The organism is Candidatus Omnitrophota bacterium, from assembly GCA_040755155.1.
Classification (GTDB): domain Bacteria; phylum Hinthialibacterota; class Hinthialibacteria; order Hinthialibacterales; family Hinthialibacteraceae; genus JBFMBP01.
Window position 1 is genome coordinate 1 of sequence record JBFMBP010000154.1, and the last position, 23,961, is coordinate 23,961.

At 50.3% G+C, this 23,961-nt stretch carries 16 protein-coding genes, 1 tRNA gene and 1 pseudogene; 8 read left to right on the forward strand and 10 right to left on the reverse strand.

Annotated features, from left to right (window positions below; genetic code table 11):
• Positions 1–375 precede the first annotated feature (375 nt).
• The 5 genes from AB1656_24445 (at position 376) to AB1656_24465 (ending at position 7,002) form a co-directional block, all read left to right on the forward strand.
• Positions 376–466: transfer RNA gene (locus tag AB1656_24445), tRNA-Ser, on the forward strand.
• Positions 467–707: 241 nt separating this feature from the next.
• Positions 708–1,190 carry a hydrolase gene (locus AB1656_24450; protein MEW6238549.1) on the forward strand — a complete coding sequence of 161 codons (483 nt, stop codon included), beginning with the start codon at positions 708–710 and terminating at the stop codon, positions 1,188–1,190.
• Positions 1,191–1,403: 213 nt separating this feature from the next.
• The gene (locus AB1656_24455; GenBank protein MEW6238550.1) at positions 1,404–2,120 is read left to right on the forward strand and encodes a lysoplasmalogenase; all 717 of its coding nucleotides are present in this window, start codon (positions 1,404–1,406) and stop codon (positions 2,118–2,120) included.
• 157 nt (positions 2,121–2,277) lie between these two features.
• Positions 2,278–4,050 (forward strand): hypothetical protein, encoded by a 1,773-nt coding sequence (locus AB1656_24460; protein ID MEW6238551.1) that lies wholly within the window; start codon positions 2,278–2,280, stop codon positions 4,048–4,050.
• 18 nt (positions 4,051–4,068) lie between these two features.
• Entirely contained in the window at positions 4,069–7,002 is a 2,934-nt protein-coding gene (locus AB1656_24465) for a tetratricopeptide repeat protein (protein MEW6238552.1), read from the forward strand.
• A gap of 8 nt (positions 7,003–7,010) precedes the next feature.
• On the opposite strand, the gene AB1656_24470 is transcribed toward AB1656_24465, so the two are convergent.
• From AB1656_24470 to AB1656_24505, 8 genes and pseudogenes are all read right to left on the reverse strand, one after another.
• Positions 7,011–8,792, reverse strand: a complete 1,782-nt coding sequence (locus AB1656_24470) for an FG-GAP-like repeat-containing protein (GenBank protein ID MEW6238553.1) — start codon at positions 8,790–8,792, stop codon at positions 7,011–7,013.
• Between the two features lie 163 nt (positions 8,793–8,955).
• A pseudogene (gene uvrB, locus AB1656_24475) lies at positions 8,956–10,956 on the reverse strand (excinuclease ABC subunit UvrB).
• Positions 10,957–11,385: 429 nt separating this feature from the next.
• Positions 11,386–11,871, reverse strand: coding sequence for a 2-C-methyl-D-erythritol 2,4-cyclodiphosphate synthase (gene ispF / locus AB1656_24480; GenBank protein MEW6238554.1), 486 nt, complete (start codon positions 11,869–11,871; stop codon positions 11,386–11,388).
• 266 nt (positions 11,872–12,137) lie between these two features.
• Positions 12,138–13,340, reverse strand: a complete 1,203-nt coding sequence (gene dgoD, locus AB1656_24485) for a galactonate dehydratase (GenBank protein ID MEW6238555.1) — start codon at positions 13,338–13,340, stop codon at positions 12,138–12,140.
• A gap of 334 nt (positions 13,341–13,674) precedes the next feature.
• Entirely contained in the window at positions 13,675–13,833 is a 159-nt protein-coding gene (locus tag AB1656_24490) for a hypothetical protein (GenBank protein MEW6238556.1), read from the reverse strand.
• Positions 13,834–13,958: 125 nt separating this feature from the next.
• On the reverse strand, positions 13,959–14,570 hold the full coding sequence (gene ruvA / locus AB1656_24495; GenBank protein ID MEW6238557.1) for a Holliday junction branch migration protein RuvA: 612 nt from the start codon (positions 14,568–14,570) through the stop codon (positions 13,959–13,961).
• A 14-nt stretch (positions 14,571–14,584) separates the two neighbouring features.
• The gene (ruvC, locus tag AB1656_24500) at positions 14,585–15,148 is read right to left on the reverse strand and encodes a crossover junction endodeoxyribonuclease RuvC (protein MEW6238558.1); all 564 of its coding nucleotides are present in this window, start codon (positions 15,146–15,148) and stop codon (positions 14,585–14,587) included.
• 128 nt (positions 15,149–15,276) lie between these two features.
• Positions 15,277–16,020, reverse strand: a complete 744-nt coding sequence (locus AB1656_24505; GenBank protein MEW6238559.1) for a YebC/PmpR family DNA-binding transcriptional regulator — start codon at positions 16,018–16,020, stop codon at positions 15,277–15,279.
• A 187-nt stretch (positions 16,021–16,207) separates the two neighbouring features.
• Between AB1656_24505 and AB1656_24510 the strand changes: the two genes are divergently transcribed.
• The gene (locus AB1656_24510) at positions 16,208–17,686 is read left to right on the forward strand and encodes a hypothetical protein (protein ID MEW6238560.1); all 1,479 of its coding nucleotides are present in this window, start codon (positions 16,208–16,210) and stop codon (positions 17,684–17,686) included.
• 737 nt (positions 17,687–18,423) lie between these two features.
• Positions 18,424–19,881, forward strand: a complete 1,458-nt coding sequence (locus AB1656_24515) for an ammonia-forming cytochrome c nitrite reductase subunit c552 (GenBank protein ID MEW6238561.1) — start codon at positions 18,424–18,426, stop codon at positions 19,879–19,881.
• A gap of 103 nt (positions 19,882–19,984) precedes the next feature.
• Here AB1656_24515 and AB1656_24520 read toward each other — a convergent pair whose 3' ends face one another.
• Both AB1656_24520 and AB1656_24525 read right to left on the reverse strand, forming a co-directional pair.
• A complete protein-coding gene (locus tag AB1656_24520) occupies positions 19,985–21,190 on the reverse strand; it encodes an HRDC domain-containing protein (protein MEW6238562.1) in 1,206 nt (401 codons plus the stop codon).
• A 639-nt stretch (positions 21,191–21,829) separates the two neighbouring features.
• On the reverse strand, positions 21,830–22,171 hold the full coding sequence (locus tag AB1656_24525; protein ID MEW6238563.1) for a nucleotidyltransferase domain-containing protein: 342 nt from the start codon (positions 22,169–22,171) through the stop codon (positions 21,830–21,832).
• Positions 22,172–22,487: 316 nt separating this feature from the next.
• On the opposite strand from AB1656_24525, the gene AB1656_24530 reads away from it, so the two are divergent.
• Positions 22,488–23,666, forward strand: coding sequence for a hypothetical protein (locus tag AB1656_24530; protein ID MEW6238564.1), 1,179 nt, complete (start codon positions 22,488–22,490; stop codon positions 23,664–23,666).
• Positions 23,667–23,961 lie beyond the last annotated feature (295 nt).

A 23,961-nucleotide genomic window follows, 5' to 3' on the forward strand; every position in this document is an offset into this window, starting at 1 on the left:
TCTTCCATGGCATTGGTTTCCTTCCAAGTCATTGAACCAACTCCCTTCTTCTCGTTGGTTCTTAGTATCGACTTGTGTAAACCATCTGCCCGGTCTATTTTGTAAAGGATGTGCCCGGTTCATACACTCCTAACCTCCCCCAGGCTTGGGGGAGGAATAATGGAGTTTTGCAAGAGGCTCTATGGAAAAAACATCCGGCTTAAAAAGATTGATCGAATGCCTGCCATAAGCAAATAGTACTAAATTCCAGAAGAGAAGATTTTTTCTGGAATGGCTCTCTGCGCATTAACAAATCGAAAAAAGAGGTTATCCTAATTACGCTTCCGTCTTTCGTAATCGTAGCCGCAATATTTTTCTTTAGAAAAACCTCACGCTGGAGGGGTGGCCGAGTAGGCTGAAGGCACCGGTTTGCTAAACCGGCATACTGGAAACGGTATCGTGGGTTCGAATCCCACCCCCTCCGCCAGTTGTAATTTTGGTTCCCCCCTGCTAAAACTCGCTAAATAATTTAAAACGCAAAATCGTATTCTTACTCTTCCAAAATCATTTTCATTCCGATATTTTATAGATAGTGGCGGGTTTCGTTTTGCCGCTTTACGGCGAAAGAATTTTGGATTGGATAGCGGCAAAAATCATTTTTGCAAAAAAACCCGAAAAAATATCGGCTTGAACTTTCCATTTTATTCGAATCAAGCGAGATAAATATCATGAACGCCGCATCTCAACCAACAGAATGCTGCCCCCCATTCAATCCAACGCTTTGGGACGATAAAACCTTTGAATGGAACAATAAAAAATTCGTCAAGGATAAAGTGTTCACGCTTTTCTATATTCCGATCAATTTCGGTTCGGTCATGAAAAGACTTGACGAGAAAGTGAGAAAAGCCAACGCAATTATAGAGGACGGGCTTGGCCTTTCCGATCACACTTCAAAATGGAATATGGATGTTTATGTCGCCGTGGATAAAGAAGTTCCCGGCCTAAAAAATACAACGCTTTCGGGAAAGTTTTTGAGCAAAGTTTACGAGGGAGATTTCAAGGAAACCGGGAACTGGTGCAAGGATTTTGAAGCCTTCACAAAAAGTAAAAATCTTGAAGTCAAAAAGTGGTACATGTGGTATACGACTTGTCCGAAATGCGCCAAAAAATACGGCAAGAATTACGTCGCGATTATGGGTCAAGTTGAATAAAATAATTTCACGCCAAAAAAACTTGAAATCGTTCTGGCCGCTTCCGCTTCAAAGCCAGGCGGCGGAAAAGAGATACGAGAAAAATCCCGCCGCCGAAAATCTCTTTCTTTCACTTTGATTATTTCCAAATTTCAAAACGTTGATCCTACCAAGACGAGACGAAAAAGCCTAATCTAGTCTCAACCGTTTATCTCTACGAAAAAGTTATGCGCAATGGGGGAATTGAAACCGATAAAAATCGTTAATGCCTTGCGAACGGCGTTCAAAAACCGTCCCTGGTTGATTGCTTTTACGGCGTTGGGAGGAATGGAAATCCTGGTTCTGCTTTGGGGCCTATTGACGAATCATGGATTTGGGCGCCGTTATCTACTGCTCGCCGCCTCGACGACCTTCATTCTCGCGGCGATCGCGGGCGGAGCGTTGTCGATCCTCTATGGCCGGTTGATTGCATTAGCCTTGGTCTTTTGCTGGCTGGGAGACTACGCCGGTTCTTATATTTTCTTACTTAGCATCGCCTCCTTTCTCGCCGCCCATCTCGCTTTGATCGCCGCCTTCTTCCTTCACGGCGTCGAACGCCAACGTCTATTCAAAGCCTTAGCCGTTTTCGTTCCAATCAGCGTCGGGATTTTCTTATGGCTGAATCCCTATCTGACGGAGGTGTTTTATTATCCCGTCATCGCCTATATAGTCGTAATTACGATTATGGCGTCCTGCGCCTTCGGCGCCCGGCCTTCTCCTGTCGCCGCAATTCTCGTTTGGGGCGCTTGCCTGTTTTATATATCCGATATCTTCGTCGCCCGCGCCCGTTTCGTCAGTCCCGGCGTCGTCAATTCCATCGGCTGCTATCCGCTCTACTACTCTGCCTGCTTCCTCTTCGCCATAAGTCCCGCCGCATGTCGAAATCAAGACCCCACGATATCCGAACCTTGATCGACGATAGCTGCGGATCTTCCACGAAGTTTTTCGTCATGCAAATCGATGGAAGAGTTTACAAGTTTTTTTCCCGTTTGTTATCATAAGGAAGAATGGCCGATCTCATCAGGCGTTGTGACTCCGCTCCAAATCGCAAATAAGGAATGGCTGCGCGATGCGTCATTCGTTTTGGTCCTTTAAAGGAATCGCAGGAACAATTTGCGCCGTCGCGGCGGCGGCGATTGTTTTCGCGGGATATCAAGCCCATCAAAAAGCCAGATATATAACTTTGTTTGACGGCCCATATCAAATTTGCCCCCGCGAGACGCCTCATTATTATCCCTCCCTCGATTACAACTTTTCCGAATATGGGGAAGAAGAGGCCGAACCCTGGGGACAAAAGGAGGGAAGGATTGAAGGCGCAACGCCGGCGACGACGCCCTCGAAAGCCGAATCCGCCCAGGCTTTGCAATTGCGATTGCCCACGGTATACCGGGACCGGCGCCCCTATCGATCGCTTCAGATTCTTTGTCCGGAAGACGGCGCCTATTATCCCCCCAATCTTTGCGAACCATTTATCAAGTGGGAAGATCCGGCTAACAATTTTTGGTTGATCGAAATCGAATTCGGCGAAAAGCCGGAAAAACTGTCGTTTCTCTGCAGGGAAAAACAATGGCGTTTCCCATCCGCCCTTTGGAAGAGCTTGCGCAATGACGCCGTAGATCGAGACGCTCGCCTTCAAATCAAGGGGATCCGCATCGGCGCCGACGGGAAAAGAACGGAAACTATCCAAGCCTCCAAAACCGTGCGCTTTCGCATCGCCCAAGAGCCGGCGGACAATTTTATCGTTTATCGCGTCGTCGTTCCCCCTTTCAGTTCCAAAAAAACGCCCGATATTAGAATCCGCGATATTCGAACGGATCGAGAAGAATGCCTTCTCTCTGCTCATCGGCAGTATTGCATCAACTGCCATACCTTTTCCGATAAGCAAGGAAACCGGGGAAAACTGGGATTGCAAATCCGCAGTTTAAGCGGCGCGAATCAAAGCGGGAAAACGCCGGATTTGCGCATGTATTTGGCCATATTCGATATGGATGAGAAACTAGGCTTCAAAGCGCAACTGCCCTTCGTAGTGCAAATGTCCACCTTCATGGCCTGGTCTCCCGGCGGCGATAAGCTGGCTTATTCCGCCAATCAAAAATTGGCGACGCTCAGTCCCGTCACCTTCGAAACGCAGCACGCCAGTACGGTTACGTCGGACATCGCCATCTACGATCTTTCTCAAAGCGTTACTTATTTGCTGCCGGAAGCGTCTGATCCCGACTGGTTGGAGAATTATCCTTGCTGGTCGCCCGATGGACGCAAGTTCGTCTTCGCTCGCGCCCCGACGGGACAGCATCCCGCCACGCTGCGGTACGATCTGTTCGCCATTCGGGAAGAAGAGGGAGAACATAAGGCGAGTCCTATTGCGGGCGCTTCGAACAATGGACATAGCAATTATTTTCCCCGTTTTTCTCCCAATGGAAAATGGATGTCGTTTTGCCAATGCGACGGCGGCGATTTGATCCGCTCTTCCAGCGATATTTATATCTTAGACGGCGAGTTGAACGGCCCGCCCCGGCGGTTGGAATTCAACACGGAAAACTCCGCCGATTCCTGGCACAGTTGGAGTTCCAACAGCCGCTGGCTCGTCTTCGTCTCCAAACGGCGGGATGGAGCGTTCGCTTCCCTCTATTTAAGCCGCATCGGCGACGAAGGCCGCGCCTCTCCCGCCATTCCCTTGCCGATAGAGAATGAACCGCTAGCCAGTTACAACATTCCCGAATTCATCGCCAACGCGCCTGCTGCGCAGGAAAATGAACTATATGGCGCCATACGGGTGGAACAACCGCCGCGCGTCATCCGTGAAATCGACGGACGCAGCGCTGCGCCTATCGTCCACCCCTAAAGATTAGGATATTCGTTCATGAAGGATTCTATTCTTCGTTCAGGACTAGCGGTTTTCGCGGCGGCGTTCGTCGTTCTCGCCGCCGTCTATTCGCCTCTTCTTCATTCCAACGTTGGTTTGGCGGACAGCATCCTTAGCGCTCCGCCGGTTTCTTATGCGGGAGATATCCCCCTGATTCTATCCCGCGATTTTACGGCGTATACGGACGGCCAATACCGGCCGTTGAGTTACATTTTATTAGCGGCGGCGCGCACTTTCATCTCAGCGGACAATATTCTTTTCTGGCGCCTATGGATGCTGGGATTCCACGCCCTAAACGCCGCGCTCGTCTTCTCCATCGTCCGCCTTTTTTCCGAATGCGCTCTCGTCTCCCTTTTCGCCGCCGCCGCATTCGCCCTTCATCCTCTTTGTACGGCAGTCGTCAATGATATCGATCAATTTCACATTTTGCTTGGATTGACATTTACATTGCTTTCGATGAATTCGTATTTCTCCTTTCATCGCCAGGGAAAACGATGGCAATACGCTTACTCCATTCTCTTTTTTCTATTGTCGCTATTCACGGCGCGGTTGAGCGGGGGGCTGGGACTTTTTCTCTTGCTTTACGAAATTCTCTACGAACGGACTTCGGCGAAGCGAGCTTTGGCGCGAGCATTCGTCTTTCTGCTCCTGCCATTTTTTTTTCTTCCCTTATGGAGCGCTTTTCGTCCCAATCCCAATTACTATCGATACGCTACGACGCTATCCCCGGATACTTTCCTCTACAGTTTCATCTCGGTGATGGGAGCGACGGGGGATTATCTCGGCGGATTATTGTTTTCCTGGGGCTATCCTTCCATCCTCTACGAAAAAGCGGCGCAGATTTTTTCTCCCGCCCACAGCCGTTTTCTATTCTGGGCGTTGTTCGATCTTGCTTTTTTATTATCGGTCTTCTTTGCCATAATCAAAAAGCATTGGGCAGCGATAGGCTTGCTGGCTTCATTCGCCGCCATGCTGCCTTACAGTTCCATCGCTCTCAATCCCGTCCTCGATTACGTGGCCTGGCCTTATCTCTATTTCCCCATGTTCGGCGCCGCTTTTTTTATGGGAGGAATGCTTGAATCTTGCCGCCGCATGACCAATCCCTATTATAAAATCGCCGGACAAATCTTCCTCGCCGCCATCCTGATCTTTTGGGGTGTGTTGGCGATGCGGATAAACTATCAAAGCCGTTCGCCGGTTTCTTATTGGTCTTGCGCCCTAAAACAAAATCCCGCCAGCCCCTCCGCCGCCTTGAAGTTGGGCGAGGCCTATCTCCGCGAAGGCGACGAATCCAACGCCTTGCGCGTATTCTTTTCTCCCGGAGTAAGAGAGATAAACGAACCCTGCCTGATGATGGCCCGCCATTATCTGCAAGAGGGCGACGCCTTCGCCGCCTCGATCCACTTGCGCTATGGAATGCAGGATAACGCGCCGGGGCTGATTTACGAAAAATACTGCCGCGTCAGCGGCGAACTCATGTTGGCGATCGACGCATTGGATCATGCGGAGGACAATTTCGGCAAAATCGTCATGGTCAATCCCTTCGACGCGGACGCCATGATCCATCTGGCCCGGATTTGGCATCGCAAGGGCCGCGCCGCCGCCGCTCGCCGCATGGTCGAACAAGTCCGCTCCCTTGCGCCCAGCGATCCCGCCATTTCTATGGCCGAAAACGATTTCGCCGAGGAAGAGAAACAGTGGGAGGACAATCCTCAACTAATCGCCGTAACGCCTCCCGATCCGGAATGGCTGCAATACCTTCTCAACCAGGAACTGACCCCGGGGATCATGCAAAAAATCATCGAATTGAGTTCGAAAGCGGACGAGAACGACGCCGTCATTCATATGGAAGCCATTATCGCCTTTTTGGAAAGCGGCCATCCCCAAGAAGCGGCCGCCAAAGCCATAAACGTTATGCGGCGTTTATCGGGCAACGCTTACGCCTGCTCCATCTCCTGCCGCGCTCTGGCGATGGCGGGGAAATCCGATCTGGCCGTCAAAGCGGGACTGCAAGCGATCGCGATCGATATCAATAACAAAATGGCGTGGGAAAGCCTGGCTGTAGCCTACGCCCTTCAGGATAAACCCGGCGAAATGGCGGAAAAATTTCTGGAAGCCCTCTCGCGCCGCCCGGAAATCGCATTCGTCTTCTATTACAATTTGGGATTGGAAAAAAGACGCAAGAACCTTGATCCGGAAGCCGTGGAATTATTCAAAAAATCCTTGCAGGCGAAGCCGAATCAATACGACGCCCAATTGGCGCTGGGCGAAGCGCTCTTCGATCTGGGACAAACGGACGCATCGATCGACGCCTTTCGCAAGGCTATAGCGCTAAAGCCCGGCATGGATGCGCCTCACGGAAAACTGGGCGGAGCGCTCTTAAGTCAGGACAAGATTTCCGAAGCGCAGGCGGAACTGCGCGCCGCCATCCAACTCGAACCGAACATCGCTCTCTATCACAACAACCTCGGCGTCTGTTTGGCCAAACAAATCCTCGAAGAGGAAGCGATGAAAGAATATCGCCGCGCCATCGAATTGGATCCCCATTTGGATAAAGCCCATTTCAACCTGGCCAATTCATTGCTCCGCGAAAATCGGATTGATGAAGCTATCGCCGAATTCCGCAAAACGCTTGAAGCCGCGCCGGATCATCCCTACGCCCATTTCAACTTGGGACATATTCTCTACCGCAAGGGAGAGATCGAGGATTCCATCCATGAATTGCGCGAACAGATTCAACGCCATCCCCAATTCGCAGAAGCCTACTCCTTCCTGATTGCGATTTATTTCAATCGGAGAGAGTATGGATTGGCTTGGGATGCAGCGAAACAGGCCAATAACGCCGGAGTTCCCCTCGATCCTAAGATATTGGACGCGCTAAAAAAAGTCTCGCCGCCGGAAGATAGAAATGCGGATGATTTTTTCCGCTAACGCCCCCCTCAAGGCATCTTTTTCTTCCAATATTGAATGAAGATCAGCAAATCGCGTTGATCGACGACGCCGTCGCCGTTTAAATCGGGATTGAACGTCATAGGAGGGGTCGTCGGAGTTGGAGTGAGAACGGGCGTTCCAGGCGCAGTCGGCGTGGGGGGCGGAAGCGTGGGCGTCGCTTGCGGCGTGGGGGTAGGCAGAAAAAGAAACGGCGTCGGCGTAACCGTCGGCGTCGCGATCGAAGTCGGCGTCGGCCTCGGTCCCAGAATGGATCGGGCAATGGCCACCGTTCCCGTGGCGGAAACCACCGCCATGCCGACGCCGCCGTCGGTGAAAAAGAATCCCGGACGCTCTAGGCGCGGCGACGAATAAGTAAACACTTTGTTGATTCGCCCATACGTGGGATCGTCCGTTCGTTGAAACGCGATTACGCCGTCGCTTCGCGTATAAAGCAGTTCGTCAATCCCATCGCCGTTCAGGTCGTAGGGGAAAATATCGCTGCCCAGATAATCGGCGGAAAGACGAATCTGAGAGACAATAGCATCGCCCGTCAGCGTTCCGTAGATCGTATGAAACCAATACGTCGGATCCACTTCTCCCGTATCGGAAATGACGACGAACTCCCGCAAACCTGGCGTTTGGACGAAAGAGGCAAAGGCTTGGCGCCAATCGCCCTCCAAAGCGATTTTCTGGCGGATGGGATAAGAAGCGTCGCCCGTGCCGAAGAGGATGTAGGGATCGGAATTGGGCGAAGTGCCTCCGCGCGATAAATAGGCTAATAAATCGTCGTATCCGTCTTGGTTGACATCGCCGGCGGCCAGCAAATTCCGCCCTAGAGAAATCGATTTTACGGGGGGAGAAAAAGAGCCGTCCCCATTGCCAGTCAACAAATTAGGCTCGCCCCCCGCCATTATGTCGATGAATTGATCTCCATTAGCGTCTAGCAACGCAACCGTTGCGGCGCTGGCGGGAATTTGGGAAGCAACGAGAGTTTGGCTAAATCCGCCGGAAGCATTCGCGAGAAATACGGTTATGTCCGTCAAGATAAATGGCGGGGGGTACGGGGAGGCGATGATGAAATCCATGCGTCCATCCCGGTTGAAATCCGCCATGCGCGCTTTCTGGGGACGATCGCAATCGTAAGTAAGCGTCCGGTCGAAACCGGCGTAGCCGTCGGAATAACGAAGGATGATTTGATTGTCCTCTTCTGACAATAGCAGGATGTCTTCCAACCCGTCTCCATCCATATCCATGACTTCCATGCCGCTTATATAGGCTTCGACCGTAAACCGGGATTTTTCGGCGAAAAGATCGTCTTCGATGGGATTGATCATAGAAGCCGGAGTCTCCAGCAGAGAGGCTGGGCTGACGCGCATCCCCCATGCGATGAAAGTTCCTTTATTTCCCGGAACCAAATCCATGACTTGCAGCGTCCAATCGCCTTTGGGGGATCCGTTAAACAGCGGAGCGAACGGCATAGCGGAGGGAGTAATCGTTTCGTAAACGGGCGAAAATAGAGATTGGGCGGAGGGAATGCGATTATGCAGTACTACATATTCTCCCGCCGGATTGGTTAATGCAATCATCAAATCTTCCACGGCGGGGTGATCGATGCGGACGGCGATTTCCAAACTCTCCAAATCGGCATCGCCGGAAATGCGGATGACGCTGGATATCCCTGTAAAATCATTGTCGGGAATCGCCGCGTTGACTTGAATTTCGGCGACGGCGGTAGGCGTTTCCGAGGTTTGAGCCAAAGACGGCGGCGCGGCGAATAGCGCCAACGCCATTAGCGCCGCCCCGCAAAAAAAACAGAAATCAGCCGCGTATTCCCTCGCCCTTTGGGAGAGGGTTAGGGTGAGGGGCGCCGCGTTTGCGGCTGCGGGGCGCGGGTTTGCTTTTGGGCGCTGGCAATTCCCTATCGATCGTTTCCATTCCCGCTTGTTCGTAGGCCATAATTTTGTCACGATAGATCGCCGCCTTTTCAAATTCCAAATTCTTCGCCGCTTCCACCATGCGGCGCTTCAATTCCGCGATAGCCTCTTTCTGCGTTTTTCCTTTGAGTTCGACCGCATCGGAAAGGCTGTAAAGCAGTTCCTCCGATTCCCGTTTCTTCGCCGACCGGGCGTCCAAAATGCTTCGTACAGATTTTTGTATGGTTTTAGGAATAATCCCATGCTTTTCGTTATAGTCAAGTTGAATCCGGCGGCGGCGTTCCATCTCCGCCAAGGCGCGCTTCATGGACTGGGTTTCCTTGTCGGCGTACATGACCACTTCCCCCGCCACATTGCGCGCCGCGCGCCCGCAGGTTTGAATCAGTGAACGCTCGTCGCGCAGAAAGCCTTCCTTATCCGCGTCGAGAATCGCCACCAGCGACACTTCGGGCAAGTCCAATCCCTCACGCAAAAGATTAATGCCAACGATAACGTCGAACTCTCCGGATCGCAGCCCTTCCAAAATTTCCGCCCGCTCCAACGTCTCCACTTGAAAATGGAGATAGCGCACTTTGATGTTCAATTCCATCATATAATTCGACAAATCTTCCGCCATGCGCTTCGTCAGCGTCGTTACCAGACAGCGTTCGCCCCGCTCCACGCGTTCGCGGATGCGTCCGATCAGGTCGTCCACCTGGCCGGTAGCGGGACGAACGGTTACTTTCGGATCCACCAATCCTGTCGGACGAATCAATTGCTCGGCAAGGGCTTCGCTGTTTTTTAACTCCAATTCCGCCGGAGTAGCCGAGACGAATACCGCTTGGTTGACGGAAGACCAGAATTCATCGAATGAAAGCGGGCGGTTGTCCAACGCCGACGGCAAGCGGAAGCCGTAGTCCACCAAAGTTTGCTTGCGGCTGCGGTCTCCGCCCGACATGCCGCGAACCTGCGGCAGCATGATATGCGATTCGTCCACAATCATGAAATAATCGTCAGGGAAATAATCGATCAGCGTATGGGGCGGCTCTCCCGGCGAACGATTGTCGAGATGGCGCGAGTAATTTTCGATGCCCTGGCAGAATCCCGTCTCCCGCAGCATCTCCAAATCGTACATGGTGCGTTGCTCCAAACGTTGGGCTTCCAACAATTTCCCCTCCTGGCGCAGCGATTGCAGCCGTTCGCGCAATTCGACATGGATCGCCGCGATAGCTGCCTCCAGCCGTTCCGGCGCGGTAACGTAATGCTTGGCGGGATAGATCGTGATGCGCCCCAATTCGCCGAGTACTTCGCCGGTAATGGCGTTGATTTCCAGAATGCGGTCCACATCGTCTCCCCACAATTCGATGCGGATGGGATGATCGCCGTAGCCGGGGAAAATCTCCACCACGTCGCCGCGTACGCGAAAGGTCCCGCGATGAAAATCCACGTCGTTGCGGCCGTACTGCAAGCCGACGAAGCGCCGCAGCAATTTTTGCCGGGAGATCGTTTCTCCCACGGCGATCGGCGCCACCATCTCGCGGTATTCTTCCGGCGAACCCAGGCCGTAGATGCACGAAACGGAGGCAACAATAACCACGTCGCGCCGCTCCATTAAGTTAGTGGTCGCTTCCAGACGCAGGCGCTCGATCTCTTCGTTAACGCTGGTATCCTTTTCGATAAAGATATCCTTGGAAGGGATATAGGCTTCCGGCTGGTAGAAATCGTAGTAGGAAACGAAATAAGAAACGGCGTTATGGGGAAAAAATTCCTTGAATTCGCTGTATAATTGCGCCGCCAACACTTTGTTATGCGAAATAACGAGCGTTGGCCGGTTCATGCGGGCGATGACGTTGGCCATAGTGAACGTCTTGCCGCTGCCGGTTACGCCGACGAGAGTCTGGAATTTCTTCCGGCTTTCCAATCCTGCGATCAGTTTTTCGATGGCTTGCGGCTGATCTCCGGTAGGTTGATAATCGGCCACCAGTTGAAAGGGAATCTGTTTGACGCCCAAAGCCTCGCGCCGCTCGGCGCTCTCGTTCATGGCGATTATTTTCTTGATATTCGAAACCATCGAAGACCGCCCGCTGGATTGGATTAGGATTCGTTTCTCCTATTGTAGCGAGGATTTAGGGGAACGCAAAATGGGCTGCGGATTCAATCGAGATTAAGATAATTACGACGGTTCGTTCTCAGAAAGATATAAAAAAACGGATGAGCCGGATAGAATGGGAACTATCTCTTGACTCATCCTGTTGTAGGAGAAAAGGAGAACGAAAAGACTTTTTGGGGTAAAGATACTTTCGTTCCTGATATCTGTTATTCCAATATATCGCATAATTTTCAAAATGAACGGAGTTTTTTTTGATTTTTCAGCGTCCTAATAGATCATCTTATATTAACTCATTGATATCCAATAAGTTAATCAATAAAACTTCTTCCCTTTATTTATTCCATACGCCGTAAATTCATTTTACCCTTCATGGAATAACAAGATGGTTGCAATTGCCAATAACCCTTTTTCCGGCGGGAAAAGAACGTGTTCCGTGCGCGTGGCTTTCACGCTGACCTCGTTTTCGGTTACGCCCAGAACTGGGGCAAGGCTGCGGCGGATTTTCTTGATATGCGGCGCCATTTTGGGAAAATCGGCCACGATCGTACAATCCACATTGCCCACGCTATATCCGGCGTCGTGCGCCAGCGTCATAACGGCGCGCAGCATTTCCAGGCTATTGGCGTCTTTGAAACGGGGATCGGTATCGGGAAAATGCAGCCCAATGTCGCCCAAGGCCAAGGCGCCCAAGACGGCGTCGATAATGGCATGGGTAAGCGCGTCGGCGTCGGAATGGCCCAATAAACCCTGCTCATGGGGAATTTCTACGCCGCCGAGAACTAACCGCCGTCCATCTTGCCAAGCATGTAAATCGAAGCCATAACCGATTCGGTAAGGATTTTTCATTTTTTTATTCTCCCTGACATTGTTTGCATCTAAAAAAGGAGCCTCTTGAACGGGTGGCAAGGGCAAAGTCGTTTTTGCCCTTGAATAATGTTGTATTAATTCAACGGTAGAAAAAATTTCTCTCACATAATCAAGGGCAAATAAAACCTTGCCCTTGCCACCCGACCCACCCAACAGTTCTGAAACTCAAAAGGCGAGTAGAACGCATTTCGTAACTCATTGAATTTCTTTTACTAACCACTCGTCACTCGTCACTATTTTCAGAATTACCAATCTACAACCGATCCGTCATCGGCGTCGTAGGTTTCTGGATTTTCCCAATTATGGCCGATTTTATCCGCCAATGCCTCTTCGTCCAACTCAATGCCCAAACCAGGGCCGGTAGGTAAGGCGACGTATCCATTTTCGATTTTAAACGGCTGCTTGATATAACCCTCGCCCAGCGATGCTTGCTCCTGGCAGAGGAAATTGGGAATCGACGCCGCGAGTTGCAGTCCCGCCGCCAGCGAGATAGGGCCAAGTGGATTATGCGGCGCAATAGCGGCGTAGTACGCTTCCGCCATGCCCGCAATCAACCGCGCTTCGGTTATTCCACCCGCGTGGCATAGATCGGGTTGAAGAATGCTGGCCGCGCCCTTCTCCAAAATCTCGCGGAATCCCCATTTGGTGAAGATCCGCTCTCCCGTGGCGATGGGAAGATGCGTCTCGCGAGCGATTTCCGCCATGACGTCCACGTTCTGGCATTGGACAGGTTCCTCAATGAACATCGGCTGATAGGGTTCCAGCGCTTTGATGAGCAGCTTGGCCGTTTGCGGCGAGATGGCGCCGTGAAAATCGATGGCGATGTCAATGTCCTGCCCCGCCGCTTCCCGCAATTCGGCGAAGCGTTGCGCCGCCCGGTCGATGAAGCCTTTCGTCTCTACGATACGGGCTGGACGGTCATGAAAAACACCGGTTTTGAACGAGGTGAATCCCTTGTCGATTCCTTTCTTAATATCAATGTCAGTGCTGGCGCGTCCATAGACCTTCATACGCTCCCGCGTTGGTCCGCCCAAGAGTTCATAAACGGGAACGCCCAGCGCTTTGCCCTTGATATCCCATAACGCCTGATCGATGCCGCTGAGGGCGCTGGTTAAAATCGGCCCCCCTCGGTAAAACGCATGGCGGTAGATCGCCTGCCAATGATGAACTACGCGGCGCGGATCCTGCCCGACAAGATAAGGCGCAATCTCCTCGATCGCCGTCGCGCAAGTTTTGGCGCGTCCTTCCGTGATCGGCTCGCCTAAGCCGGTAATCCCGGCGTTGGTGTGAATTTTCAAAAACAGCCAGCGCGGGTGTACTAAAAACGTTTCCAACTTGGTGATTTTCAGCGCATCCTTCGCTTCCGCCCGGCGGGATGCGTCCAGCAAAACGCCCAACCCCGCCGCCGCTTTCATCGCTGATCGTCTGGATAATGTACTTTTTTTCATAGGATCACCTTTTGTTGCTAAATCGGATCGGGAACATTCAAGGGCAGAAACCACCTTGCCCTTGGATCCCGGCTAACTTGGCAAACTAATTGATATCTAAATTTCTATCCTTGCTTTCAATGGAATCATAGAACAAAACTACACAAAAGCATATTTGCATATCAGAGACCGAGTCATAATTTCTCCTTGAACTGATGAGTATCGATTTGCGGAGCGAGAGTAGGATTTTGTTGGATTGCAATTTAATCCGAAGTTCCCTCCCTCAAAAGTCATAAGTGTATAATACTCTAAGAGATAAGCCCAAATGGGAGGTTAATTACTGGGTACTAAAGCGCTACAAGGGAACGCGAAGCAAATCCAGCGCGCCTTGTTGCAGCGGATTGGGTTGAGTGATTTTCTCAAAAGCCGGTATCGACGGATCCTTGGATTGCAAGCGGTTGTTTAAAATGGTGGCGAGGTTTTTCAGCAAACTCTGAAAACATAGAACCGGCATCCCATCTTCCGTGATTTTCTTCCGAAGTGATATAGAAGAATGGCCGCATGGCAAAATCGCAAAACCGTTTCTATCTCGCATAGGAATCGATGATAATTTCAGAAGCTTGCGAGAACTGGGATTTATCAGGCGGCTCCTTGCCGATGCCTTAATCCCTCTTTAATTAAATCAGGCGTTTGCGCTTGATCTCCCAGACGTTGTACGGCGGCGAGGATGGCGCGTTGGGCTTCAAGCGGCTTGCATCCTAAAGCGATCAGCGCTTCTTCCGCCTCTATAATGTTTGCATTGCGAGGTCCGATTTTGCGAGTCTCCGTTCCCGCCGGAACCAGGAAAAGAGGATGGGATATTCCCTTAAGTTCGAAAAGCAGCCGGTCCGCTCTCTTCTTTCCTATTCCGGGAACCTGGCACAGCAGCGCCGCTTCCCCTTTTTGCACCGCTTCCGCCAATCGAGAGATGGGCAGATGGGATAGAATATCCAAGGCGACCTTCGCTCCGACGCCGCTTACGCCCATCAGGATTTGAAACGCTTCCCGTTCTTCTTCGGAAGCGAAGCCATAGAGCCGGATATCGTCTTCGCGAAAATAGAGATGAGTGAACAAGGTCGCCGGCTCGCCGGCGGAGGGGAGTTCGCGGTACGTGGAAAGTGGGATTAAAACGTGATATCCCACGCCGCCTATATCAATAGTAGCGGAATTTTCCCGCTTAGCCCTTAAGATGCCGGAAAGATAGGCGATCATCGCGTCGTCTCCGATTATCTTCTCAATTCTTGCAGCAATTGTAGAACGTCTTTGGAGTGAACATAGGTTAAGGCGGCCGCTAGCGCGTCGGCGGCGTGATCCGGTTCGGGAATATGGGACATGGAGAGAAGAATCTGCATCATTTTTTGCACCTGTTCTTTGCTCGCTCGCCCTTGGCCGGTAATGGCGGATTTGATTTCCGCAGGACTATATTCCGACATGGGCAAAGCGTGGCGGGCGCCGGCGACGATGACCGCTCCCCGCGCCTGGCCCATGCTCAAAGCAATGGAAACGTTTTTGCAGTAGATGAGTTTTTCGAAAACCATGCGATCCGGCTTATATTTTTCGATCAATTCTTCCACGCCGGTGAAAATAGTAAATAAACGTTCGGGGAAACTTTGGCGGGGATTGGTTTTGATGGCGCCGTAATCGACCATTTTGGCTTGGCGGCCTGCGGCGTCGATAACGCCAAATCCTACCGCCTGGAGGCCGGGATCGATGCCAAGGATGCGTTCGATTCGCTGCTTCGTCATGAAATCGTTGAATAAATCCAGCGCCGCCAGATTCGGAAACGCCAAGCTATCCGCATTCTTAATATTGCAGGAAGAAACAATGGGAGGGCGCGTTGCGTCGCGCCCTCTCCTAATTTTATTTAAACAAAAAAGAGGCGTTTTGAATAGATCAAGGCGGGAATGATCCCGTAAGATTACATTCTCTCGAAAACTTCGTCCGGGATGTCGAAATTGGCGTAAACGTTTTGAACGTCGTCGTTGTCTTCGATGGCTTCCATCAGTTTGAGCATGGTTTCCGCCGGTTTTCCCTCCAAAGCGACCGTGTTTTCCGGGACGCGGGTGAGCGTGGCGCTGGTGGGAGTATATCCTTTGCTTTCGAGGGCTTCCTTGACGATTTGCAACTCTTCGGGAGCGGTGAATATGATGCAAACGCCGTCGTCGAATTGAACGTCGTCCGCGCCGGCTTCGATGGCGGCTTCCATGATTTCTTCTTCGTTCAGATTCTCCCCTTCGAGCGTAATCTGCCCTTTCCGCTTGAACATCCAGGCGACGCTGCCCGATTCGCCCAGGTTTCCGCCGTATTTTCCGAACATGTGCCGGATTTCGGCGGTAACGCGGTTTTTGTTATCCGTCAATACGTTGATATACACCGCCACGCCGCCGGGACCATACCCTTCATAGGTCGCTTCTTCGTAGCTGACGCCGGGGAGTTCGCCCGTTCCTTTTTTAATCGCTTTGTCGATATTAGCGTTGGGCATATTGGCGCCCTTGGCGGCGTCCAGCGCCGTGCGCAGGCGTGGATTGGAACCGGGGTCTCCGCCTCCCAAGCGGGCGGCGATGGTGATTTCTTTGATGAGTTTCGTGAAAATTTTCCCCCGCTGGGCGTCGATCTTCGCTTTTTTGTGTTTGATCGTACTCCATTTAGAGTGACCTGACATCTTCTTGTTCCTTGTAATTCCGTTTGCTTGGATAAATTAAACTCAAGGGCCGGTAGCCCTTCCCCGATTGGCGGGCTAGTATATCTCAAACTTAACATTATACAACCATCAAATTTACCAGAATAGAGTCGTCCCTATTTCGCAACGCGAAAAAAATCGAATTTCATTCTCGAGGGCTTCGTTCTTAATGAATACCCCTAAAAATTATTCCAGAAGCATTGCATTGGCGTTGTTTCTTTTAACGATGGGCGTTTATCTCTGTCTATCGCCCGCCCATTTTCTTACGACTCCCGACGAGGAGATCAATCTCCGCACGACGCTTTCTCTAGTAGAGGGGAAATGGGGAGCCATTCCTCCCCTCGAAGGTTTTGCCTCCAAAAAGGGAGCGGATGGAAAAGAATACGCCCAATACGGTTTGGGGCTTCCACTCGCCGCCGCGCCCTGGGGACTCATCGGCAAGGCGTTTGACCCTGGCGCCGCCGATCGCAACCGGTTGGACGCCGTGCGAGAGGGGGAGAAGGCGGGAACGATTTTCTTGCGCTGGTGGATGACGGTTTTCACGATGCTGATTTCCTCCTCAACCGTCGTTTTGTTTAATTCCATTTTACGCCATTTAGGGTTGAACCTATCCCGTTCGATTTTCTTTACCCTGCTTTTAGCTTTTGGGACAATGGTTTGGCCGCATGGAAGGACGTTTTTTACGGAGCCGTTGACGGCTTTTTGTCTGATGGCGGCGATGGCATGTTTTCTTAAAAGCCGAAACGCTATCCGTACTACGGGTTGGATTTTTCTCGCAGGTCTTTTTTGGGCGTATGCGCTTTTCACTCGCCTGGATGCGCTCGTTACTCTGCCCGCAGCGTTTTGGCTTCTTTGCATAACGGTTGAAGACGGACGGATTCGTTTTCGTTTTTCTTTGATGCGAATAGCGTTTTTTTCCATTCCCTTCCTAGTCGCCGCCGCCGCCATCGCTGGATATAACGTTTCTCGTTTTGGGGCGATTCTATCGACGGGGTATGAAGACCAACCGGAAAAAGTCCGATTCATAACGCCTTTGCTTGTCGGATTGCACGGATTTTTATTGTCTCCGGGCCGGAGTTTATTCGTCTACTCTCCGCCTCTGATTTTCTCCGTTATTGGATTCGGCAAACTCTGGAAGCGCGACGCCTGGTTGTTCGGGGGAATCGCGCTGCTCTGCGCAGGATATTTAGGGGCCATGTCGAAATGGCAGAATTGGGCGGGCGGCTACGATTGGGGGCCGCGCCATATCTACCAGATAACACCTTTTCTGATGATCGCGGCGTCAATGGCTTTCTTGGACAAACCGCTTTTTAACACTTCTGGGAAGCGAATCGCCTGGATGTTGTTCCTCTTTTTCTCGGTTTTCGTTCAAATCCTCGGTTTAGCTGCGGATCCGATGATTGTCATTAAATCGGTGATCTATCCCTGGCCTGCGGCTTTGCATCCCTACATCATGCAATTTACGATTTATTTGCCGCATTTTTCCGCGCCGGTTCTGCATTGGTTTTGGTTAGTGAAGCATGGCCCCGATCTTCTGATATTCACCTTATCCCCCTCATTAAAGGCGGGCTTGTTAATCCCCGCCGTAGCGGCTGGATGGGGGATTTGGACTCTTGTCTCAAAGAATGCCGATGATTCAAGGGGATGAAATAGAGATGCGCGTTATTTGTTTCCGTTCCGTGTTTTTTTAACGATTAATGTCGTTTAGTATTGCGGGAATGGCTTCTCTAGTTTTTTCGATTTTTGTAATCGGTAGTCTTAAAACCTCATGTTACGCGCTCTGGGAGTGCGGACGTCTCGTCCGCAAGTTGGAGCAGCCTATCCAACGCAGCGCATAGGTTTTATTTTTCGTTGCGTTTTCGAATCGCGAAATCGCGAAATGGCTCGAATTCCACGAAAATTTTGAATCGCGGATATCGCGGATTCTTTGGGATTTCATGGATAAATCTTTCTCACAAAGCGATTCCTTACATCGAATGTGGTTCTTTTCTTTTTTTCGCGTTTTTCTTTTTTTTTCGTGGTTTCGTGATTCAAACGACGAGGAAAAGAGATTCTTTTAATTTTCTCTAGCGTGTAACAAGAGTTAAAACATTGAATTCTGAAATGTGGAATAAGATTCGCTTAATAGAAAAAGAAGGATTTCAATCATTTTAAAGAGATATCAAGAATATGAATTCTTTTTAAATCCAAGACGCTTGTTAATAGGAATGGTAAAATCCTCGTAAGTGTTTTAGTAGGAAGATGTTGCGTTGATTTACTTCCTGATGGCCAGAGAAAAAAACGATTGGATTTCGGCGGGTCGATTCACTCATTGTATTGGGGGATTTGATCTGATTAAGAATAATATTTGGGTGAAATCACCCACATAAGACAGGAGGAAAGAATATGATGAAAAAAAATCTATTGATGAGTATCGGAGCATTGTTGGGAATGTGGATTGCGGCCGTAACTTCAAGCTGGCCGATCGAGGTCTCAAAAGAATACGCCGGCTCTGAAAAATGTTCCGTTTGTCATTTTAAAATCTACGATAAATGGAAAACAACCCTTCATTCGGGAATATACTTGCCACCGGTTCCCGAAAATGTTATTTCGAATTTCAGCGGGGATGTCACTCTGTCCGATTCGGGAAAGGGGATTCCTGCGACAATTTTCACTCTGGACAACAATGGAGGCAACGGTCCTTTCACGGTTACCGTTAAGGGGCAAAAATTCACTGTCGATCGCGTCCACGGAGGGAAGCCCATAGCTGAGAATGAAGATCCAAATTCACCCAATACGCCAGGAAAAGCGAAATATATTGGAAAACAACGTTATCAAACGAAAATCGGCAATAATTATGTGATTCTACCATTGCAATGGAATCCAATTCCCGACCTGGATGGCAAAAGCAGCGGATGGGTATCCTACAATCTTCAAGATTGGGTAGACCAACAGGGTAATGTCAAACCGAAACCCGAGACGAAGTCCGAAGAACAAAACTGCGCAGGCTGTCATCAAACCGGCGTATCGGTAGTTTTTAACGATAGCGCGAAGCTTTTCGAAATGGCGGCTAGCGAAGAAAATATCGCTTGTGAAGCTTGTCATGGACCTGGAGCGGATCATGCGGCGACCGCCGATAAAATGAAAATCGTCAATCCCAATGCTCTTATCGCATGGCAACAGAAAACGGATGTTTGCGGTCAATGCCATAGCCGGATCAAGAGTAAAGAAATCATAGGCGGTATGACGCTTTCCTACGCTTATGCCAATGGCCGCGGCTTCATACCTGGTGATCTTTTAGAGGATTTCGCCAACGATGCGGGGGGATATTGGAACGGCGGGCTTTCCAAACAACATCATCAGCAACATCAAGACTATGTTGGCCATGGCGAATATATGGGAAGCGCTCATGCGCGAGCAGGTATGACCTGCTGGTCTTGTCATAATCCGCATGGTTCCGATTTCGAACATGATTTAGTTAAGTCCGCTAGAGATAATGGCTTATGTTTGCAATGCCATGCGGGAAAGTTTCCCGATAACGCCGCCATTGAAAACCATTCGAAACATGCCGTTTCCAATACGGCCTCGCCGAAATGTATAGATTGCCATATGTCGGCTGCTCAAAAATCAGCGGTGGATTACGATATCCATCAGCATTCGTTCCGAGTTCTCACTCCAGCGCAAACTCTCGCTTTTGTCCAACCCAATGCTTGCGCCCTCTGTCATCGAAGTTATCAAGGCGTAACGGATACGAATATTGCGAAGTGGGATGAAGAGAGCGACAAGGTAATCAATACATGGCTAAGCGAACAATTCCTAACCATGTTCGGTTATACCAATATCAATGGATGGGAACTTTACTAAGCGTCTTGTTTGTCAATCCGATAAAGAGGAGATCGCGCGATCTCCTCTTTTTTTATATTTTCAAAAATATCTTGGATAATTCATGAGGACGAATCAATGCCATTTAGGGCAATTTAATGACTTGCAAAGCGGAATTTTGAACTGCAAGAGCGCGCTGGCCTTGAAGAAAGGCGATGATCTCATCGCCGATCAGTTTCGCTCCGTAAGGCGTAAGGAAACGATTCTTGACCAAATCCTCCATCGTTTTGGGCGCTTGGCGCAGGATGTCGAGATAGAAACCAGGATCGACGAGGTGGGCGGAAGCGATTTTGTGGCTGGCAGCTAAAATTCCGACGTAACATCGCAGCAATTCCACAGCTCGAGATTCGGAGAGGGAAGGGGGAGTCGGATGTTGGAAATCCGGCATGACAACGCCTTGGGATTTTTCGGCGTTGTCGATGATTTTCAAGATTTCTTCCCCGCGCCGGTTGATTTCGTTTTTGCTGAGTCCCCGAAACGCCTTCAAGTGCTCTAAATCCTTGGGGCGCACTTCCGCCAGGTTGATCAGAATCTCGTCGGCGGCGAGCCATCGCCGGGGGAGGTTCAACTGCCGGACGCGCTCCTCGCGCCAGCGCACGAGTTCCAGCAGGATGGGATAATTCTTGGGATTGATGCGCCCGTTTTTGGCCAATCGGCGGACAAGGGCTTCGGGATTCGGTTCGAATTGCGCTTCGTCCCATTGGTTCGACAAATCCACGGCCCATTCGCGCCGGTTCCGCTGGTCGAGTTCTTCCAATAGCGCCGAACCGAGTTCTACAAGATGGATGACGTCTTCATGGGCGTAATGAATCAACTGGCGGGGCAAAGGACGGGCGGACCAGTCGGTGCGGGCGTGCCCTTTTTTGATAGCGACGTTCAGGACAGCTTTCAGAAGATTGCCCAGGCCGATGCTTTCGCCATATCCGCACAACGCCGCAGCGATGGAGGTATCGAGAATCGGCGCAGCGACGACGCCGAAACTCGCGTAAAGGCATTCCTGATCCCCTTGGGCCGCATGGACGATTTTCAAAATATCCGGATCGGCCAAAACGGCGAGAATGGGTTGCAGAGGCGAATCGTCAATGCTCTTATCCATGAGACGGCGATAGGGTTGAGCATCGATCAGCCATGAGTCTTCCTCCGTGGCGATTTGGATGATCTCCAGCATGGGGAAGAAAGTTTTTTCCCGGATGAATTCCGTATCGAAAGCGATCGTTTTACGAGTATTTAGATGATTCGCCAGCCGCGCCAAATCCTCGCGGCTCGAAATCGGTTCTGTATGGCATTCCATTTTGCGCATCCTTCGGCGTTGGTGGCGATGCAATCGCTACTCTATAATGTAGGCGGGAAGCGGCGTTTTGTCTTCCGCCCCATAGCGTTTTCAAGAAAAAAAGCGGGCGGCGGTTTGAAATTATCGTCTCTGGCGAGATAATAAAAGGATGGTGGTTTGGGGGCGGTTTTCTCTATCCTGGAAGAAGTGTAGAGAGCATCAGAATAAATTATGATCTATGGGAAAATTGGAATAGAATGGGGTAAAGCGTCGTTTTTTTCGTATTAGTGTTCAATTTGCGAATAGAGGGCATTAGCGTCTCACGCCTCGTATGTACAGCCAGCCGTATCCGTTGCATTGTGAACATATAGTTTCGCCCTCCAATCCATTTGCCTGACATGATGGACATTCTACCCAATCATTTGGCGCCACTGCGCTCCCGTAAACTCCGCGACATCTCTTACCATTAATTTTAAGTCCACAAGGTCCGTTTATCGCATTGACGTTTCGACTGGGTGCGCCGCATACTGTACAAACCGCGATCGGTTTTTCTTTCATAATAATCTAATCTCGAACTTGTCTTTGAACTCTTCTTTTGTTATGCCCTCTATGAATACCCGAATCAGGCTGGCTGCATTAGCTATATCCAACAAAGTTGTCTCATCTCTCCGCATGTTCGGCCTCATACTCGGAGAAAAGGATTTGAGCGGAATCTAATATCGCTTGGCGGCGGAGCCAATTTTTACTGCGTTCGATTGCCCGTTTGCCGATAAAGTCTACTTTTCGGTGAAACATTGCTTGCAGTTCGTTTTGCATCTGAACATGGTCGAGCAATCCCCATTCCGCCTTTTCACCAAAATCGGCCATGATATCCACATCGCTGTCAGTATCGAAATCGTCGCGTAAAACCGAACCAAACAAAGCCAATTCTTTTATTTTCCACCGTTGGCAGAATTTGGCTATTTCCTCTTTTGAAATTGCGTCAACAAAATTATTCGCCATGATCGATCCTTCCAAGGGAAAACGGTCCGATGCGAATTCAACTCTTTCATATCCTATAGGTCTGATGTTAATCATACAGCGATTTTTTTCCCTATGTCAATATAAAAATCATGCCATCCTCTCTACCCTTGCCGCCGATCGCCGTTTTGCGTAGAACGAGGAGATGAGGTTTGGGAAAATAATGGACGGCGGTTTGAAAATTCCGCCTCCGGCGGGATAATGAAAGGATGGCGGGATCGTGGGGAAGGGTTTAGGGCTTAGAACGCAATCGATAAATAGGTTGAATCGCCGTTTCATGGCGGCGGCAGGTTGAATAATGAATGCAGATTGGGAAAAAATCATCGAACGCCTGCCCGGCGTCTTACTTCGTGACCAGCATCCCGAAGGTTCGGGAATCGCCGTCAGCGTGGAAAAAACGGAGGGCCAATGGCGCGTCCATTACGCCAAAGAGGCGGAGGGGGGATTCAAGATTCGTCATGGGGCGCCGGTTACCGCCCAAGGCGTCTATGAAAAATTGAGAAAGTTATTCCAAGACGCCGGATTCGTACCGGTATTGAACGAGAGCGAATTGGCTATTCTTGGTTTGCCTCATCTTGAAGAAGTTCAATCCAGCCGTCTTATCCAAAAAATGCCGGGGTATTATCTCGGCTCTCAGGATGGGATGGAAAGCGGCATGGCGTGGGGCGTCCATTATTCCGTCCGGAAGAATGAAGGGGGCGATTATACGCTTTATTCTTGCATCGAATGCGAAGAGGAAAATGCGCTCCCGGAACCGGAGATCGAGGCGTTGGGCGCCTATTCGCTGGCCGTACTATGGGAAGAAACGCATAGTTTGGGCTTGCGTCTGGAGCATTATCCTTTTTTCGCGGAAATCACTGTAAATTCTTGGAAGGAAGCGGCGAAAGCGATGCCAGGACGGCTCTTGCAAAGCGATCGATGTTCCGAGAGTGACAACCTGGTTTCCGCCGCCGAAAGCCGGGATGGGAAATGGAACTTGTTTTACGCCGTCCCGGAGTCGCAGGGCGTCTATTCTTTAAAAGCGATCTTGGGATTGGAAGCGAAAGAGTTCTATAAAAAATCCTTCGAATGGTTGAAAACCGTCTTGAAGAAATCCGACGCGGAGGCGCTGCGTCTTCCTCCTTTGACGGAGCTATTCGGCGAGGCGCTGGAAAAAAAAATGAAGGGGCGGTTTCTCGGCGGCATCTCGGGCATAGACGAATCCGGCCGTCCCTGCGAGATATTCGTCTCCGTGAAAAAGGAAAAAGACGAAACCTGGATTTTCCAAATCGCCGATGCCCGCGATCTGCTCGATGGATCGCGTAAAATCCTCGTCCGTAAAATCGGCTCTTTTCATGCTGTGGAAAGAAACAAGATGATAGAGGCGTTGTTGGAGCGAGGCGTCGATCTCCTGGAACTGTTATTCCTATTGCAGGAAGCCACTTTCCCGGAAGCGCTTGAATTGGCGGCGTTGCTAAAAGAGTATCTGGAAAAGTAATATTCCCCTTCAAAAATCCTCGCAACGGAAATGCACTTCCATCCGATTCGATGGCAAGCGATCGAAACGGCTCGCTTAACAATAATAATAGAAGAATCGGCTCCCTGCTGAAGAAAAGACAGTTTTTTTATTGGATTGACGCCCATCATAACTAGCTTTTTTCCCTCTCTCCTATTTTTTCCAGAAAAATAATTATAAAAAATATCGCATTCGTAACTTCAATGTATAGAAAGAGTTACAAAGCGGAAACTGAGAGGCGGGATTTTATCAAGAAAAAAATAATTAAAGTTTTTAT